This window comes from Sorangium sp. So ce295, assembly GCF_051527405.1.
Lineage (GTDB): Bacteria > Myxococcota_A > Polyangia > Polyangiales > Polyangiaceae > Sorangium > Sorangium cellulosum_B.
Window position 1 is genome coordinate 9,104,362 of the sequence record NZ_CP150324.1, and the last position, 17,183, is coordinate 9,121,544.

The 17,183-nt window shown below is 71.4% G+C and carries 13 protein-coding genes; 4 read left to right on the top strand and 9 right to left on the bottom strand.

Annotation, left to right across the window (positions count from 1 at the left end; all coding sequences use genetic code 11):
* Positions 1-56 precede the first annotated feature (56 nt).
* Positions 57-1,922 carry a DUF885 domain-containing protein gene (locus WMF11_RS34470; RefSeq protein ID WP_437973738.1) on the top strand — a complete coding sequence of 622 codons (1,866 nt, stop codon included), beginning with the start codon at positions 57-59 and terminating at the stop codon, positions 1,920-1,922.
* A 153-nt stretch (positions 1,923-2,075) separates the two neighbouring features.
* Here WMF11_RS34470 and WMF11_RS34475 read toward each other — a convergent pair whose 3' ends face one another.
* The 4 genes from WMF11_RS34475 to WMF11_RS34490 all read right to left on the bottom strand — a co-directional run bounded on the left by WMF11_RS34475 (position 2,076) and on the right by WMF11_RS34490 (position 8,026).
* A complete protein-coding gene (locus WMF11_RS34475) occupies positions 2,076-3,668 on the bottom strand; it encodes a peptide chain release factor 3 (protein WP_437555533.1) in 1,593 nt (530 codons plus the stop codon).
* Between the two features lie 342 nt (positions 3,669-4,010).
* Positions 4,011-4,661 carry a hypothetical protein gene (locus WMF11_RS34480; protein WP_437973739.1) on the bottom strand — a complete coding sequence of 217 codons (651 nt, stop codon included), beginning with the start codon at positions 4,659-4,661 and terminating at the stop codon, positions 4,011-4,013.
* 186 nt (positions 4,662-4,847) lie between these two features.
* A complete protein-coding gene (locus WMF11_RS34485) occupies positions 4,848-6,677 on the bottom strand; it encodes an NAD(P)/FAD-dependent oxidoreductase (RefSeq protein WP_437973740.1) in 1,830 nt (609 codons plus the stop codon).
* Between the two features lie 11 nt (positions 6,678-6,688).
* The gene (locus WMF11_RS34490) at positions 6,689-8,026 is read right to left on the bottom strand and encodes a wax ester/triacylglycerol synthase domain-containing protein (RefSeq protein ID WP_437973741.1); all 1,338 of its coding nucleotides are present in this window, start codon (positions 8,024-8,026) and stop codon (positions 6,689-6,691) included.
* A gap of 179 nt (positions 8,027-8,205) precedes the next feature.
* Between WMF11_RS34490 and WMF11_RS34495 the strand changes: the two genes are divergently transcribed.
* Positions 8,206-9,144 carry a LysR family transcriptional regulator gene (locus WMF11_RS34495; RefSeq protein ID WP_437973742.1) on the top strand — a complete coding sequence of 313 codons (939 nt, stop codon included), beginning with the start codon at positions 8,206-8,208 and terminating at the stop codon, positions 9,142-9,144.
* 40 nt (positions 9,145-9,184) lie between these two features.
* On the opposite strand, the gene WMF11_RS34500 is transcribed toward WMF11_RS34495, so the two are convergent.
* From WMF11_RS34500 to pilM, 5 genes are all read right to left on the bottom strand, one after another.
* A complete protein-coding gene (locus WMF11_RS34500; RefSeq protein ID WP_437973743.1) occupies positions 9,185-11,509 on the bottom strand; it encodes a type IV pilus secretin PilQ in 2,325 nt (774 codons plus the stop codon).
* A gap of 88 nt (positions 11,510-11,597) precedes the next feature.
* Positions 11,598-12,251: a pilus assembly protein PilP gene (locus WMF11_RS34505; protein ID WP_437973744.1), complete on the bottom strand. Its 654-nt coding sequence runs from the start codon at positions 12,249-12,251 to the stop codon at positions 11,598-11,600.
* On the bottom strand, positions 12,248-12,886 hold the full coding sequence (locus WMF11_RS34510) for a type 4a pilus biogenesis protein PilO (RefSeq protein WP_437543374.1): 639 nt from the start codon (positions 12,884-12,886) through the stop codon (positions 12,248-12,250). Before WMF11_RS34510 ends, WMF11_RS34505 begins: the two co-directional genes overlap by 4 nt.
* On the bottom strand, positions 12,886-13,530 hold the full coding sequence (locus WMF11_RS34515; protein ID WP_012238808.1) for a PilN domain-containing protein: 645 nt from the start codon (positions 13,528-13,530) through the stop codon (positions 12,886-12,888). Before WMF11_RS34515 ends, WMF11_RS34510 begins: the two co-directional genes overlap by 1 nt.
* A complete protein-coding gene (gene pilM / locus WMF11_RS34520; RefSeq protein ID WP_012238809.1) occupies positions 13,527-14,588 on the bottom strand; it encodes a type IV pilus assembly protein PilM in 1,062 nt (353 codons plus the stop codon). Before pilM ends, WMF11_RS34515 begins: the two co-directional genes overlap by 4 nt.
* A gap of 293 nt (positions 14,589-14,881) precedes the next feature.
* On the opposite strand from pilM, the gene WMF11_RS34525 reads away from it, so the two are divergent.
* Together WMF11_RS34525 and WMF11_RS34530 are read left to right on the top strand one after the other, a co-directional pair.
* Entirely contained in the window at positions 14,882-16,054 is a 1,173-nt protein-coding gene (locus WMF11_RS34525; protein ID WP_437973745.1) for a DUF882 domain-containing protein, read from the top strand.
* 380 nt (positions 16,055-16,434) lie between these two features.
* The gene (locus WMF11_RS34530) at positions 16,435-17,172 is read left to right on the top strand and encodes a sigma-70 family RNA polymerase sigma factor (protein ID WP_437973746.1); all 738 of its coding nucleotides are present in this window, start codon (positions 16,435-16,437) and stop codon (positions 17,170-17,172) included.
* Positions 17,173-17,183: the final 11 nt, after the last annotated feature.

Consider the following 17,183-nt stretch of genomic DNA (forward strand, 5'->3'; position numbering starts at 1 on the left):
CCGATGCCACCGCTGGGCGCGTTCCCTTCTCGGCGAGCTGGCGCTAGGACGCGCAGGTGCGACACCATGATCTCTCCCATGAGCTCTCTTTCTCCCGCAGATCGCTCTCCCGCAGATCGCTCCGCGGCCATCTTTCCCTGCTCGTGGCGCTGCTCTGCGCGTGCGGGCCGGCCGAGCGCGCCGCGCCGCCCACGCAACCCCTCGCGAAGGCGGCCGTGGTGAGCCCGGCCGACGCTCGATACGGCGCGGAGGCCGGCGCCGAGCAGGCGCTCGCGGCCTTGTCGGCGCGCGTGCTCGAGGAGTACCTGCGCGACGAGCCGGTCCGCGCCACCGAGGCGGGGGACCACCGGTACGACGCCGTGTGGCCGGACGTCACCGAGCAGGGCGAGGCCGCGCGCCGGCGCACGATCGAGGCGGCGCTGGCCGAGCTCGGGGCGCTGCCCGCGGCGCGCCTCGGCGTCCAGAGCCGCGTCGACGCGGCGATGATCGAGAACCAGCTGCGCTCCTGGCTGTTCGCGATCGACGAGCTCCGCGAGGCGACGTGGAACCCGATGGTGTACACGGGCCTCGTCGGCGACGGGCTCGATCCCCTGATCACGAGGAGCTTCGCGCCGCTCGAGGAGCGCCTGCGGAGCCTCGGGGGTCGCCTCTCGGGCATCCCCGCGCTCGTGCGCGCCGCGGAGCAGCGCCTCACGGCGGCGCCGCCGCGCATCCACACCGAGACGGCGATCGCGCAGAACAAGGGGCTCATCGCGCTCTGCAAGTCCGAGCTCCCGGCGCTGTTCGCGTCGGCCCCGGCGCAGCAGGCCGAGCTCGACGCGGCCGCGAGGGCGGCGGCGGCGGCGCTCGAGGGCTTCCAGGCGTTCCTCGAGAAGGACCTGCTCCCGAGGAGCAACGGCGACTTCCGGCTGGGCCGCGCGCGCTTCGAGAAGAAGCTCCGGTTCACGCTGGACGACGCGACCATCGACGTCGACGGCGTGGTCGCGAGCGCCCGCGCCCTGCTCGCGGCGACGCACGCCGAGATGCTCGAGACCTCGAGGGAGCTCTGGCCGGCGCTCTTCGGGAAGCAGCCCTTCCCGAGGGTCGAGGCGCAGGACGAGAAGATGGCCGCGATCAGGAAGGTGCTCGACGCGCTCGCGGCCGATCACCCGACGAACGCGACCATCGTGAAGGCGTCCGAAAAGCTCCTCGCGGAGGCGACCGACTTCGTCCGCGCGCGCGACCTCGTGCGCATCCCGGAGGAGCCCTGCCGGGTGATCGAGATGCCCGAGTACCGCCGCGGCGTCGCGATCGCCTACTGCGACGCGTCCGGCCCGCTCGAGGCGAAGCAGGAGACGTTCTTCGCGATCGCGCCGACGCCGAAGGACTGGCCGAAGGCGCGCGTGGACTCGTTCTACCGCGAGTACAACTCGAGCATGCTCGCCGACCTGACCGTCCACGAGGCGATGCCGGGCCACTTCCTGCAGCTCATGCACAACAACAAGTTCCCCTCGAAGCTCCGCGCGGTCTTCTCGAGCGGCCCGTTCGTCGAGGGGTGGGCGGTCTACACCGAGTGGCTGATGGCGCACCACGGCTTCGGCGGCCCGAAGGTGCGGATGCAGCGCCAGAAGATGGTGCTGCGCATGTCGGTGAACGCGCTCCTCGACCACGGGGTGCACGCGGGCGCGATGGGCGAGGAGGAGGCGCTCTCGCTCATGACGAAGGACGCCTTCCAGGAGGAAGGCGAGGCCGTCGGCAAGTGGCGGCGCGCCCGGCTCACGAGCGCGCAGCTCACCACGTACTTCCACGGCTTCACCGAGATGATGCGCCTGCGCGCCGAGCACGAGCGCAAGCCGGGCTTCACCGAGCGCGCCTACCACGACCGCCTGCTCAGCCACGGCTCGCCGTCCGTGCGGCACCTCCCCGCGCTGCTCGCCGAGTAGCGCGCCCCAGGTCCCCCCACGAAGCAGAGCGACGCGCTCCCGCACAGGAGACGGGCCCAGATCGGCGTTTTCGGCGCGGAGGCGCACTCCAGTGCGCTGAGCACCGAAAACGTCGAGGTGGGCCCGTCTCCGAAGCGGGCGCGCGTCGCTCGGTCAGACCGGGGAGATCGAGCCACCGAGCTCGACGAAGCGCGCCTTGGGGAACGCCTTCTGACAGGCATCGAGCTGCCAGTCACCCTTGAAGAGCACGACCGCATTCCCGTGCACGTCGAGGGCGCCGTAGCCGTAGAGGTTCGACTCGAGCTCGGCGAGGGGCACCGGCTCGCCCTCGACCCAGCGGGCCAGGCTGAACGAGAGCCGCTCGATCCGGGCGTCGACGCCGTACTCGGCCGCGAGGCGGTGCTTCACGACGTCGAACTGGAGCTCGCCCACGACGCCCAGGATCGCCTCGCCCTCCCGCCCCTCGGGCGGCCGGAAGAGCTGGACCGAGCCCTCCTGCGCGAGCTGCTCGAGGCCCTTCTTGAGCTGCTTGCGCTTCATGGGATCGATCATGACGACGCGGGCGAACTGCTCCGGCGGGAACTGCGGCAGCGCGGCGTACTTCACGGGCGAGCCGCTGCAGAGCGAGTCGCCGATGAGGAAGAGCCCCGGGTCGAAGACGCCGATGATGTCGCCCGCGAAGCCGTCCTCCACGAGCGTGCGCTCCTGGGCCATGAACTGCACCGGGTTGGTGAGCCGGATGTCGCGGCCGAGGCGCACGTGGTGCACCTTCATCCCGCGCTCGTAGCGGCCGGAGCAGACGCGGAGGAACGCGATCCTGTCGCGGTGGGCCCGGTCCATGTTCGCCTGGATCTTGAAGACGAACGCGGTGAAGCGGTCGTCGTCCGGGGCGATGGGGCCCTTGTCGCTGCCGCGCGGCGCGGGCGGGGGCATGAGCTCGATGAACGCGTCCAGGAACTGCGGAAGGCCGAAGTTGGTGATGGCGCTGCCGAAGAACATGGGCGTGACCTCGCCGCGGGCGAGCTTGTCGCGATCGAGCGCGTCGCCGGCGGCGTCGATGAGCTCGATGTCCTCGCGCAGCTGGCGGGCGCCCTCCTCGTCGAGCGCCTCGACGAGCTCGGGCGCGTCGAGCGACACGACCTCCATCGGGGCGATCTCGGCGCCGTGCGCGACGAGCTCGAAGAGGAAGACCTGCTTGCGCTCGCGGTGATAGACGCCGCGGAACTTGCCGCCCGCCGAGATGGGCCAGGTGACCGGGTAGACGCCGATGCCGAGGACCTCCTCGACCTCGCCGATCAGCTCGAACGGGTCGCGCCCGGGGCGGTCGAGCTTGTTGACGAAGGTGAAGATGGGCATCTGCCGGAGCTTGCAGACACGGAAGAGCTTCTTCGTCTGCGTCTCGACGCCCTTCGCACAGTCGAGGATCATGATGGCGGCGTCGGTCGCCATCAGCGCGCGGTAGGTGTCCTCGCTGAAGTCCGCGTGGCCCGGGGTGTCGACCAGGCTCAGGAGCCGGCCCTTGTACGGGAACTGGAGAACGCTGGTGGAGATGGAGATGCCGCGCTCGCGCTCCATCTCCATCCAGTCGCTGACGGCGTGGGCGCGCGCCTTCTTGGCCTTCACGGCGCCGGCGAGCTGGATGGCGCCTCCGTAAAGCAGGAGCTTCTCGGTTAGGGTGGTCTTGCCAGCGTCGGGGTGGGAGATGATCGCGAACGTCTTTCGACGGGCGATCTCGCGGGTGAGCATCGGGTCGGGCACAGCGGCGCGGCAGGATAGAGTCCGTGGGGGCTGCGTCAACCCAAGGGGCGACGGAGCCAGGGCGGGCGGGGGTGGTGCGCGAGCAGGCGGCGGGGGTCCCCCCACGAACTCGGGCCTTTTGGGGGGCTGGTGCCGGGCTGGACGGGGGACTCGGTCAGAGAGGGGGGCGCGGAGGGGCGGGCCGGCCCTCGGATTCGTGGGGCCCACCCCCGCCGCCCGCTCGCGCACCACCCCCGCCCGCCCTGGCTCTTTGTAAGGGGCGGGGGCTGGGGGTCGTGGTCCCAGCGGCGACGCGCGCGGAATGCGCCCTCAGGTGTTTGTAAGGGGCCGTTATTTCGGGGCGCGGAGGGAGAGGGAGACGGTGACGCCTACGGGGTCGGCGCTGGGCGTGCCGATGGGCTTGTTCTTGAGGAGCTGACGGATGCAGCGCTGCGCGTCGGGGGTGACGCCACGCGAGTCGAGGATCTCGACACCCTCGGCACGGCCACGCACCCGGACAAGGAACTGGACCTTGATGCTGCCCGACACGCCAGAGAGGCCGCCGTGGTCGGCGACACACTTCGCCAGGTCGGGGGCGACCTTTTCGAGCCGCTTGGCCACGTTCGGGACGTCGCCGTTCATGAACTCGGGCTCCTTGATCTCGATGAGAGGGAGCGGGGCCGATACGATCGATGCGTCGGGCACGCCGCCGTCGATGGGGCCGGCGTCGCCGGGAACACCGCCGTCCGGCGGGGAGACACCGCCATCGGGAGGGGGGGGCTCGGGCTGCGGCGACGGCGGGAGCCAGCCGGCATCCGCCTCGCCGGGCTCTAGGCAACGCACGAAGCCACGGTGCGGATCCTCCAGCGCGCCGTGCGGACAGCGCGGAGCGCCGCCCGCGTCGGGCGCCGACGCCGTGATCCACCCCTGCTCCGGCGGCTCCTGCCGCGGCGGCGCGCCCCCCTCGGCGACCGCGCCGACGCAAGCGCCGACAGCGCCCATCGACAGCGCCACGGAGACGGCCCACTGACCCAGACGCCCACCTGCTGCTCTCCACCGCATCGGCCGTTGTGATACTGCGGAACGGGCGCGCGTACAGGAGAAACCGCGGGGGCGCTGGACAAGGCAGGCGCGAGGCGCTCGCCGACGGCGGCGACGACCGCGGTCCCGGAGCCCGCGAAAGCAGGCTCAGAGGGCGATGTGAGCGAGCGATCCCGCCGAGGCGTCCCAGAGCGCCTTTGCCCGGGACAGGGCGTCGGCATGCGCCTTGGTCCCCTCGGCAGGCCCTGTCACGGAGATCACGCCGCTCGCGCCGAGCTCGATCCGCTCGATGCCCGCGTCCGGGAGCTCTTCGCGGAGCTCCTTCGTCATCCGCTCGCCGATGCGCTGGAGGAGGCGCGCTAGCCGCTCAGGCGTGATGTCCCGGAACACGAGCACCTGCGGGAGCGTGAGCTCGGAGACCAGGCGAGCGCGGTCGGAGAGGCCCTGCTCTCCGAGCCGCCTCTCGACAAGCGCCGCGAACACGCTCCCGTAGGCGCGGTCGACCTGCTCCCGCCGGAAGCGCTCGTCAATGGCCGGTCCGAGCCGCGTCTCCAGCTGCGCGACGCCGTTCAGCCCGTTGGCAAAGCGCCCCTCGTTCTGCGCGAAGTACTCCCCCCGCGCGCGCAGATCGCTCGCCAGCGACGCGAAGTGCTCGCCCATCGTCGAGAGGGCGCGCAGCACGAGCTCGGTGAACTTGAGCTCCTCCCGGATCCAACCCACGTCCGTCACCCGGTCGGCCATGAACGGCCAGACGACGAGGTTGTAGTAGTTGTTGAAGTCGAGGAGATACTTCAGCCGATAGAGCTCGAAGCTGCCGAACACCGGATACATGCGCTCATAGAGCCGGAGCGTGCTGTCGTACTTGAACCGGTAGTAGGCGTCGTAGGCCGCGACCTTCTCCTCGAACCCGGCGCGGTCGCCGCGGACGTCGGAGAGGATCATCTGCGTGATGAACTCGTTCGCGGTCGCGATGAAATCGGAGCCGGGGCTGTAGAAGGGATCGGTGAACGCGCCGGCCTCCCCGGTGACGGCGTAACGGTCGGTCGAGAAGTACTGCTCCGCGTGGTACGGCAGGTGGGCATAGCTCTGGAAATCCTCGAGCTCCGCCCCCTCGAGCAGCTCGCGCGCTGCGCGGTGGGCGCCCAGGAAGCGCTCGAACTCCGCGCGCGTGCGCGGCCCGGGCAGCGCCCCGGCCGGCACGTTGCCCGCGCCGATCCGGTCCTTGTCGAACACGACGCCCACGCTCATCAGATCGCCGGCGAGCGGGATGAACCAGATCCAGTACCCGTCGTACATGAAGTGGTTCGTCGACAGGTGGCGCGACGTGTACCGCGCGCGCGACCGCCACGCCGCGTCGGTGACCCCATCGAGCCCCGCGACGCCGCGGTAACGCCCCCACGCGGCCGCCGTGTTGAGCCGCGCCTCCTTGTGCACCTTCACGCCGAGCTTGCGGAAGAGCACATGCCGCCGCCCGGAGGCGTCGCACACCCAGCGGCAGGCGACCTCGCGCCGCTCGCCGCCCTGCTCGTAGACGACCGTGTGCCGGCCGCGCCCGTCGATCGCGACGTCGACCACCTTGGCGCCGAGCTCGACCTCGGCGCCCGCGGCGCGGTTCATGGTCACGAGATCGCGCTCCAGCCGCGCGCGCTCGAGCTGGAAGCTCGGGTGGAACGGCATGTGGTCGGAGCCGATCTCGCTCATCCGGGGCAGCGGGAGATCCTTGTCCGGAGAGTCGAAGAAGAAGCGGAGCCCGTTCTTGGGCAGCTGGTGCTGGTAGAGGTACGTGCCGAGGTTCAGCCGGCGAACCATGTAGTTCGCCGCGACCTCCACCGTGCTCTCGCCGACCTTGTAATCCTCCATCGCCTCGGCGGCCTCGAGCACGAGGACCCCGAGATCGGGGCACGCGAGGCGGAGCTGCCGCGCGAGGAAGCCGCCGGCGATGCCGCTGCCGATGATGACGATATCGAACGTGCGCATGACGAGAGCCCTTATACCGCGCCCCCGCCCGGCGGCGCGGGCTCTCCGAGCAGCTCGGCGCGGAGCGCGCCCGGCATCGCCTCCGCCTCGTCCGGGCGGAGCAGCCCGTCGCCGTGGATGATCGACGCCGAGAGGCGACCGCCGAAGCGGCTGAAGATCACCTGGAAGCCCGGCGGCGCGACGACCGCGGGCAGCGGGTACGCCGAGCGCACCGGGAGCCCCGCGAACCGCTCCACCGTCACCGCGCCGGGGTTCGAGACGATCAGCGAGGCGAGCTCCCCCTGGAAGGGCTGATCCCCCAGCCAGCGGTAGATCGGGCCGGGGAGCCAGCGGGCCAGATCGAGCGCGGCGATCATGGCGAGATCGAGCCTGTCACGCACCACGGCGCGCTGCTGCTCGGCGAGGCGGGCCACCGCGCGCGCGTCGTCGTGGAGCTCGTCGCGGCCGAGCGAGAGCAGGGCCATCGTGAGGTGATTGCCGAAGAGCCGCCGCGCCCCCGCCTTGGGGTCGAGCGAGAGGGGCAGCGGGATCACATGGTGCGGCGGGGCGAAGCCGCGGCCCGCGAGCGCCCGGTCGGCGAGCCGCGTCGCCGCGATCAGCATGAGGCTCGTCTCGGCGAGCCGCGCGCGCTGGCGCACCCGGAGATCGAAGGCGCGGGTCTCCTCCGCCGAGAGCGTGAGCCGGAGGACGCGCGAGGCCGAGGGCCGCACCTGTGGACAGGCGCGCGCGAGCGACAGGATGGGCGCCCGGCCGAGCGACAGCACGTGGGCCTTGTAAGCGCGCGCCAGCGCGACCCGCTCGTCGCGGTCCATGGCAGCCAGCAGGCGCTCCGGCGCGTCGTGCCGCTCCTGCCGCGGCGGCGGGTCGTCGGGCGCGTCGCCGCTCCCGGAGCCCAGCCAGGCAGCGAGCCGATCCGCGCCCCTGCCATCCGTCAGCGCATGGTGGTGGCGGAGCACGACCGTGTCGCCGTCGCCCACGTCGCGCACGACGTCGAGCGCCCACGGCCGCTCCGCAGAGGTCCGGTCCGCGAGCAGCGCCTCGAGGCGCGCCGCGCGCTCGCGCTCGCCCGCCACCTCGTGGAGGCGCAGCCCGGGCGCGCGCCGGTGGTGATCGACGACCCAGCGGGGCCGCCCCGCCCGCCCGAGCACGCTGCTATCCAGCCGGAACCGGAGCTCGGGGAGCGCCCGGGTCGCGCGCTCGAGCCGCACCGCGAGCCGCGCCAGATCGAGGCGACCGTCGAGCTCGATCACGAACAGGCAGTGGTTGCCCGCCTGGCCGCGCGATCGCATGGCGCGATCGTTCATGAGATGGAAGAAGTCGATCCCCCCGAGCAGAACGGGCGATGTCATGGTCTCCGCGAGGCACCGCCGATCAGGGGGGAGCCGCGCGCGACCCTAGCAGCCGCGCAGGCCGCACGACAGCGCCCGCAGGCGCGGGATCACGCATCCTCGCCGCGCCCGCCGCGCGCCCGCGCAAGAAAACGAAAGTATCCACGGTATGGATACATGGCTCATCGTATATTCTCGGAGTGAATCTTTCGGCGATCGACGTCAACCTGGTGATCGCGCTCGACGCCTTGCTGCAGGAGCGCAGCGTGACGCTCGCGGCCCGCCGGGTGGGCCTCAGCCAGCCCGCCATGAGCCACGCGCTGACGCGGCTGCGTGAGCTCTTCTCCGACCCGCTGCTCATCCGGGTCGGCCGGCAGATGGCGCTCACCTCGCGCGCGGAGGCGATGACGCCGCAGGTCGCCGCGATCGTCCACGATCTCGCGGGCCTCTTCGGCGAGACGACGCCGGCGTTCGACCCGGCGGCGAGCGATCGCACCTTCCGGATCGCCGCCACGGAGTACGTGGAGCTCGTCCTCCTGCCGCGGCTCAACGCGGCGCTCGCGCAGGGCGGACCGAGGCTCGCGCTCCACCTGCTCCCGCTCGACGGCCGCGCCGTCGACGCGCTCCGGAGCGGCGAGATCGATCTCGCGATCGGCGTCTTCCCGCAGGAGAGCCTCCCCTCCGACCTGCGCCGCGCGCCCCTCTTCGACGATCGCTTCGCGGGGCTCGCGCGCATGAGCCACCCCACGGCGCGCGGGCAGGTCGATCTCCAGACCTACGCGGCCCTCCCGCACGTCGTCGTCCCCAGGCGCGGCGCCCACGACGGGGTCGCGGACGATCTCATCGCGGCGCGCGGGATCGCGCGCCATGAGGCCATGACGGTGCCGCACGTGCTCCTCGTGCCGCACGCCATCACCGCGTCGGATCTCGTGGCCACCGTGGCCACGCGCCTGGGCAGGGCGTTCTCCAGCCTGGTGCCGCTCCGCACCTTCGACCTGCCGTTCGAGCTGCCGCCCATCGAGATCGCGATGGCGTGGAACAGCCGGACCGAGGGCGATCCCGCGCGGGCGTGGCTGCGCGGCGTCGTGACGGACACCGCCCCGAGCCCGCGGGAAGCGGCCCGGCGCAAGCGCGCCTGAGGGGGTTCAGGGGCGCGGCGAGGCGCGCCGCGCCCGGGGGCTACCGGCCGAGCGCCTCGGCGCGGTTCACGATGCGCGGCGTGAGGAAGATGACGAGCTCGTTCCGGACGTCGCTCGCGCGGCGCCGCTGGAAGAGGAGGCCGAGGACCGGGATGTCCCCGAAGAACGGCACCTGATCGAGGTTCCGGCCGGTGTTGCGGGTGAAGATCCCGCCGATCACCGCCGTGTGCCCGTCCATGATCAGGAGGTCGGTCTCCGCCTCGCGCTTCAGGATGGTCGGGTCGCCGCGGGCCGACGTCTGGTTGAAGTCGGGCTCGTCGCGGTTGATCTTCACGTGCATCGCGACGCTGCCGTCCGACGTGACGTGCGGCTTGACGAGCAGCTGGAGCTTGGCCTCCTGGAAGGTCGTCTGCACGCCCTGGGCGCTGATCTGCGAGAACGGGATCAGCGTCCCCTGGCTGATCCGCGCCTCCCGGTTGTCGAGCGTGAGGATGCGCGGGCTCGACACGACCCGCAGCATGCCGCTCGCCTCGGCCGCGGAGAGCCGGACGCCGAGGTTGACGGTGTTGTTGATCGAGCCGAGCGTGAAGCCGAGCGCGCCGCCCTGCCCGGCGCCGACGATGGCCGGCAGGTTCACCGCGAAGTTCGGGTTCGAGACCGTGCTCGAGAACGGCGAGAGGCCGCCGGTCGGGCTGTTCGAGTCGGTCGCGCCGCCGGCGATGCCGATCGCCGAGGGGAAGACGAGCCCCGTCGGGTTGCCGGTCGCCGCGCTGAACGTCCCGTCGCCGCCCCACTGGATGCCGATGTCGCGCACGTAGCGGCTCGTCGCCTCGACCACGCGCGCCTCGATCAGCACCTGCGGCGTCTGCGTGTCGAGCGAGCGGACCAGCTCCTCGATCTGGTTCAGGTTCCCCGCGACGTCGCGCGCGATGAGCACGTTGGTCCGCTCGTCGACCGCCAGCGAGCCGCGCGGCGAGAGCATGTCCTTCGAGCGATCCTGGAGGTCCTTCGCGTCCGCGTAGTTGATCGGGATGAGCCGCGTCTCGAGCGGCGCGAGCTGGAGCTCGCTCTTGCGCCGCGCGATCGCGAGCTCCCGCTCCTTGTTGAGATCGGCGATCGGGGCGACGCGGATCATGTTGCCCTGCCGGACCACGCCGAGGCCCTTGGCCTGGAGCACCGTCTCGAGCGCCTGGTCCCACGGGACGTTGCGCATCCGGATGGTGACCGTCCCGGTCACGTTGTCGGCGGTCACGATGTTGACCCGCCCCACGTCGGAGATCAGCCGGAGGACGTTGTGGATGTCGGCGTCCTTCAGGTCGAGGTCGATGCGCCGCCCCGTGAACCGCCGCTGCTGCCCGGCGATCGCGGGCATGAACGCGCCGGCCTGGTCGGGCTCGACGAGCGACTCCTGGCTGCTCGCCGCGCCCTCGAACGAGGTCTCCACCTTCGGCGCCCCGTCGTCGAGGACCGCCTCGCGCGCCACCGTGCGGGTCCGCCTCGCCGCGCCGCCGTCGGCGGCGATCCCCGAGAGCGCCGTGGGCAGCGCGCCCTTCGCGACGCTCAGCACGAGCGCGTTGCCCTCGCGCGCGACCACGCCCGAGGCGCCCTCGGCCTGCTCGACCTCGACGACGACCCTGGAGCCGTCGCTGTTGCGCCGGTACGTCGAGATGGCCCGCACCGGGCCTCCGAAGGCGCCGACGTCGAGCTTGCGCTGGAGGGCGTCGGGGAGCCGGACGCCGCTGAGCTCGATGACGCGGCGCCCCCCCTTGCCGGTCGACTCGCGGTAGCCCGGGATCGACGAGAGCTCGATGACGACCCGATCGAGCGTCGCCTGGTGCTCGAAGCGCACGTCGGTGATCGCCGCCGGCTCGCGCTCCGGCGCCGCCGCCGCGGGGCCGGCCGGGGCCCGCGCCGCCATGGGCGCCGTCGCGTCGGCGGCGGCGAGCTCGATCACGAGCGCGCCCTGCTCGGCGCGGATCCGGTAGGCAGCCGGGCGCGCGAGCTGCACGAGCACCCGCGTCGTCCGCTGGGCCGCCTTGCCGAACCCCTGCGTCATCACCCCGGCCACGATCGCGTTGCCGCTCGTGATCGCGCCGGAAGCCCCGCCTGCCTCGGCGCCCTCGAGGTCGATGAGGAGCCGCTTGCCGCCGTCCGCGACCCGCGCCGAGAAGCGCGGCTCGCCGGTCGTCGCGACCACGATCTCGGCCTTGCCCTCGTCCGGTGCCGTGAGCCTGACGTCGCTGACCTGGATCGGGGCGGCGGCGTCTGCGTCTCCCGCAGGAGCGCCGAGGATCAACATCACCCCGAGTGCCGCAGCACGGCGAAGCGCGCCCCGCCTCGGGCGATAGTCTCGATTGCTCTTCATTGCACTCCCGCTTCGCGGTGACGCGAGATCTGCGTCACGCTGCCGGGAGGCTACTCCGGGTGCCCGGCGCGGGCCCAATTCGTGGCGGTCACGGGCCGCCGAGGGCCGCCTCGCCCTCCTCGCCGAGCGGCCTCAGCGCGATCACGCGCGTGGTCGGCGGGATCTCCGGGTGCGACGGGTCCTCGCGGATGAAGACGACGTCCGAGTCGCGGATCCGATCGATGCGCCAGTTCACGGCCACGTCGACGCCCGTGGGGCCGCCCGCGTGGACGATCTCGGCCTTGCCGACGAAATCGCCCACCTTCACCACCCACCCGAGCCCCGTGGGATCGGTGAGCAGCGCGCGGGCGGGCGCGCGCGAGACGACGCCGACCAGCCTGAGCTCGTCGAGCGCGAAGCGATCCACGAGGACCTGGCGCTGGATCGTCACCCGACCCCGGGCCTGCGTCGCGAACAGCGACTCGAAGCTCCGGAACGGGTCGCGGCTCCGGTCGCTCTCGGAGAAGTCGGCCTCCTGGAACTCCCGGAGCGGCAGCGGCGGCAGCTCTGGCGCGCCGGCGTCCGCGGCCGCGGACGCGGCGCCGGCCGCGGGCGCGCGCGGCGGCGAGGCGGAGGCCTGCGCCCCGGGCGGGCGCGGCTGGGTGGAGGAGGTCAGCGGCTCTTCCTCCTCGCACCCCGCGAGCGCGAGGGCCGCGGCGGTGGTCGCCCCGAGGGCGAGCAGCATCATCCGGCCGGCCTTCACCGGACACCTCCGCCGCTGCGCCGCTTCACGCCGCTCGTCGCGGTCTCCCCGGCGCGCACGGCGCGGAACGCGGTCGCGAGGCACTCCACCTTGACCTCCACGTCGCTCCCCACGACCTTCGGCTCCTTGATCTCGACCTCCTCGAGGTTGATGATGCGATCGAGCTGCCCCACGCCGTGGAAGAACTTCGCCACCTGGTGGAACTTGCCGGAGAGCGTGAGCTGCATCGGCACCTTGGAGAAGAACTCCTGCGGGATCTCCTCGGTGGGGCTCCATGACGTCAGGTTGACGCCGGAGACGGTCGCGACGCCCTGGATGGCCGAGAGGAAGGCCGGCGTCTCGGACTCGTCCGGGAGGATCTTCTTCTGCTCGCGGCTCATCTGCTCGCGGCGGGTCTTCTCGTCGAGGTCCTTCTGGTAGGCGGCCTTCGACGCCTGCGCCTTGGTGAGCTCCGCCTGGAGCACGCCCTGCTTCTGCACGGCGCCCTCGATCTGCGAGTCGACGTCGGCGTAGAAGCCGACGAAGTACAGGATGCCGACGAGCGCCGCGAAGAGCGCGCCGACGCCGAGCTTGGCGAGCGGCGGCAGCCGGTCGAGCGCCGAGCCGGCCTGCACGGGCATGGGCTTCGTGGCCATCAGTACCTCACCTTCAGCTGCAGCGCGAACGAGACGAGCTCGAGCCGCGACGCCTTCTCGTTCTCCTTCTTCCCCGGGAGCAGCTGCACGTCGTAGAAGTACGAGGACAGCTTCAGCCGCTGGGCGAGCTCGTAGACGTCGGTGCCGTCGCGCGCGAGCCCCTCGACGCGCACGGTCCGCTCGGACTCGACGTAGCTCGTGAGCCACAGCCGGCGGCTGTCCCAGGACGGGTTGTAGACGGCGAGCGGGTTCTCCTTGCGGAGCTGCGCGAGCTTGTCCGGATCGGCGGTCGGCCCCTTGCCGTTCGTGAGCAGCTGCGCGAGCTCGAGGAGCACCGCGGTCGGCCCGCTGCGCGCGGCCTGGAGCTTCGCGATCGCGTCCTCGCGCGCGCGCAGCACCTCGAGCGCCTTCTTGATCTCCTCGTGGTTCGCCACGAGCGTGCGGATGTCCTGGATCTGGCTCTGCAGCAGCGAGTTCTTCCGGTTCTGCTCGTCGAGCTCCTCGACCTTCGTCTGGTGGAAGAGGAAGAGCGCGACGATCTCGAGGATCACGACGCCGAGCGTGACGAGCAGCCACCGCTGGCTCGCCTGGGGCGCGGCCCCGCGCGTGCCGCGCCGCTGCGGGAGAAGGTTGACGCGAATCACGAGCGCTTCTCCCGGTCCTTGCGCATCGCCAGCCCGAGCGAGACGCAGAACTGCGCCGCCCGGAGCCGGAGCAGCTCCTGGTTGACTTCCTTCGCTTCCACGGTGATGCGCTCCATCGGCTGGATCAGCTCGACGGCCACCCGGGCGCGCCGCCCGATCGCGGCGGGCAGCGCCGGCAGGTTGGACGAGCCGCCGGTCAGGTAGATGCGGTGCATGTCGCCCTCACCGCTCGTCGCCAGGAAGAAGTCGAGCGAGCGCTGGATCTCCCCCGCGATCGAGTCGCACACCTGCTCGATGGTCTCGATGACCTGCGCGGGCACGCCGCCCGGCCCCGAGGTCACGCTGGCGCACTTGAACTCCTCGGCCTGCTCGAAGCTGATGCCGAGCTTCCGCTGGATCTGCTCGGTGATGTAGTTGCCGCCGTTGCCGATGTCGCGGGTGAACGCGCTCGCGCCGCGCGACACGATGTTGATCGACGCGAGGCTCGCGCCGACGTTGATGATGGCGAACGTCTGGTCCGGCGGGATGCCGCGGTTCACCTCGAACAGGTTCTGGACGGTGAACGCGTCGATGTCGACCACCATGGGCTTGAGCTTCGCCGTCCTGGCGATCTGGGTGTAGTCGTTGATCTCGTCGCGCTTCGCGGCGACGAGCAGGAGGTCCATCTGCCCGGCCTCGGGGCGCCGGCGCAGCACCTCGTAGTCGACGTGGACGTCCTTGATGTCGAAGGGGATGTGCTGCTCGGCCTCCCACTGGATCTGCTCGTCCAGCTCGGCGGCGGTCATGAGCGGCACCGTGATCTTGCGGATGATGACCGCCTGGCCGCTGATGCTGAGCGCGATCTCGCGCTGGCGGATCTTGGCCTCGGAGAAGGCCCTGCCGAGCGCCTCGACGATGGCCTGCGCGTTCATGACGTGGCCGTCGACGATGGCCTGCGGCGCGAGCGGCGCGTAACCGAGCCGCACGAGGCCATAGCCCCTGCGGCCTTCCTTGATCTGAGCGATCTTGATCGCGCTCGATCCGATATCGACCCCGATCAAGTTCTTGCCTTCCGACATCCCGTCCGTCCTGCTCCGCGCCCGCCGTGGTGAAGCAAGGGAAGCCCGGGCTGCGTTGCCCGGCTCCCGGGCGCCCGATCCCCTGTGATCGCCTCTGGTCGCTTCTGGCGAAGCTTCGCACCACCGACGATCGCTGGGCAAAAAACCGCTTTACGCTCGCCTCCCGCCCGCCTATCGAAGTTCGATATGCGGTGCGGCGCCGCCGGTCGTGCCGGCGAGCGCGCGCCAGCCCAGGGTAGCACCGTCCGGGGCTCGGTCGTCGGGCACGGATGACGTCAGGTCAGAGTCCCCTCATGCATCCGGAGTTCTCCCGTTTCTGCGGCATCGGCCCCCGCGCCGGGGCCGCGATGGAGCCCACCTCTTCGTCATCGCGGCCATCGCGGCTGCGATGTGCGCTCGCCGCCCTCGCGGCGGCCTTTCTCCTGAGCGCCGCGCCCGGCACGGCGGTCGCCGAGGACGGCCAGCACACGGTCTACGCCGGCCAGACGCTCGGCAAGATCGCGAAGCGGTACCGCATCACGGTCGACGCGCTCCGCGAGGCGAACGGGCTCAAGCCTGGCCAGCGGATCCATCCGGGCCTCGTCCTCGTGATCCCGGAGCGGGGTAAGCCCGGCGCGCGCTCGCGATCCACGCGCGCCGCGCCCGGTCGGGCCGCTGCGCTGCGCGACGAGCGGGAGCGGAGCCGCGGCGCGAGCGCGAAGGAGCGCGACGCCGAGGCCCGTCCCCCGGGGAAGGGGTCGGCGAAGAGGGACGCGGCGATGCCGCCCAACAAGCTCTATGTGCAGCGACCCAAGCGCCCCGGATGGGTCCGCCTGGTGCGAGGCGCCGAGCGGCTGGACGTCCAGCTGCTCACGCCGAAGGGGCGGCTCGTGCCCAAGGCCCTCCCCAAGCTCAGCCGGCTGATGCGCGCGTCCCCCACCGCCTCGATTCCCATCGATCCGCGGCTCGCCACGCTGATTGCCATGGTGAGCGACCACTTCGGCGGCAGGCCCCTCCGCGTCGTCAGCGGTTATCGCCCCTACTCACCCACCCAGTACACCCCGCACTCCAACCACAACCACGGTCGCGCCGTCGATTTCATGGTCGAGGGTGTGCCCAACACCGTGGTCCGCGATTTCTGCCGAGGTTTCCGCAACGCAGGTGTCGGATATTATCCCAACTCTACGTTCGTTCACCTGGACGTCAGATCAGATAAAGTGTACTGGGTGGATTACTCGGGGCCTGGAGAGGCGCCGCGCTACGAGGGAGCGAAGGGTTCTGTCGCGGCCGATGAAGCGGCGCGCGATGTCCCCGTGTCCGCAGAAGAAGAGGTCTATGGGTCAGGCGAGCCCCGTGCCCCTCAGCCGCAACCCATGAATACTACAGGGACAAACTCAGACGCCGTGCGCAGCGGCAGCGAGACGGGGAAGATCCTGGGGTCAGGTTCACCCACCCCTGCTCCTGAAACCTCGCCCGCAAAAAGGTGAGCTGTCCCGCTCGCTGGCTATAATCCACACACTGAACATCCGCACCAGACACAATTGCACGGCTCTGCCTTGCACGCTGCGAGAGTTGTGGCACCAATCCACCTCACGTGCAGCAATCGACCCGACTGCAGCGGGAGGGGCTCGCTCCTCCCATGTCGCTCTCCGCGTGCTGTGACGGGGGCGGGTTCGTCCAGCCGGTCGCCTTTGGCGCGACGTGTCCGGTCGTTCCGTGTGAGCACGCGCTGATCGAGGGGCCCTCTGCGCTCGGCCTCAATGGATCGCCGAGCGTCGCGGTGCAGGAGCCGGGGGCGTCGCTCTCCCGCGAGGTTTGGGAGTCCGCGGAGGCCGCGTCAAGGTGCGCGCACGAAATTTGGGAATCCGTGGAGGTCACGTCGGCCTGCACCTACGAGGGTCCGTGGCAGCTGTTGGAGCCAGACGGCGAGCCGGACATCGAGCCGGACGGCGGCCCGTGTAGCCCGCCGCGCTGTACCGAGGCGGCCTGCACGGGCGGCTCGCGCGACCACGAGCCGACGTGCGCGCCGCTCCGCCCGGAGGTGCTGCAGGGGTACTTCCCGCTCGTCCGCAAGCTGGTGCGGCAGGTGTCGCGCCACCTGCCGCCCAACGTGCAGCGCGACGACTTGCTCAGCGCAGGGATGCTCGGGCTCGTCGACTCGCTCCGCAAGAACGGCGGGAGCGACGGCGAGACGTTCGCCGGCTACGCGAAGCTCCGGATCCGCGGAGCGATCGTCGATGAGCTCCGCGCGCAGGACTGGCTCTCGCGGCGAGCGCGCGAGGCGGTCGAGGCGGAAGCCGCCAGCAGGGCCAGCGGCGCGACGGTCTTCGTGAGCCTGAGCGAGGTGACCCCGACCGAGGAGTCGGTGCACATGTCCGGCGAGGACGACCCGATCGAGGCGATCTCGGCGCAGGCGACCCGGCGGGCGCTGTCCTTCGCGATCGCGCAGCTCCCGGAGCGGGAGCGGCGCGTGATCGGCATGTACTACTTCGAAGGGGCGAAGCTGAAGGACATCGGCGCAGAGCTCGGGATCGGCGAGCCGCGCGTCTCGCAGCTGCACACGCGCGCGCTCGGCATGCTGCGAGGCATGCTGTCCCACGCCTGACCGCCGCCCGC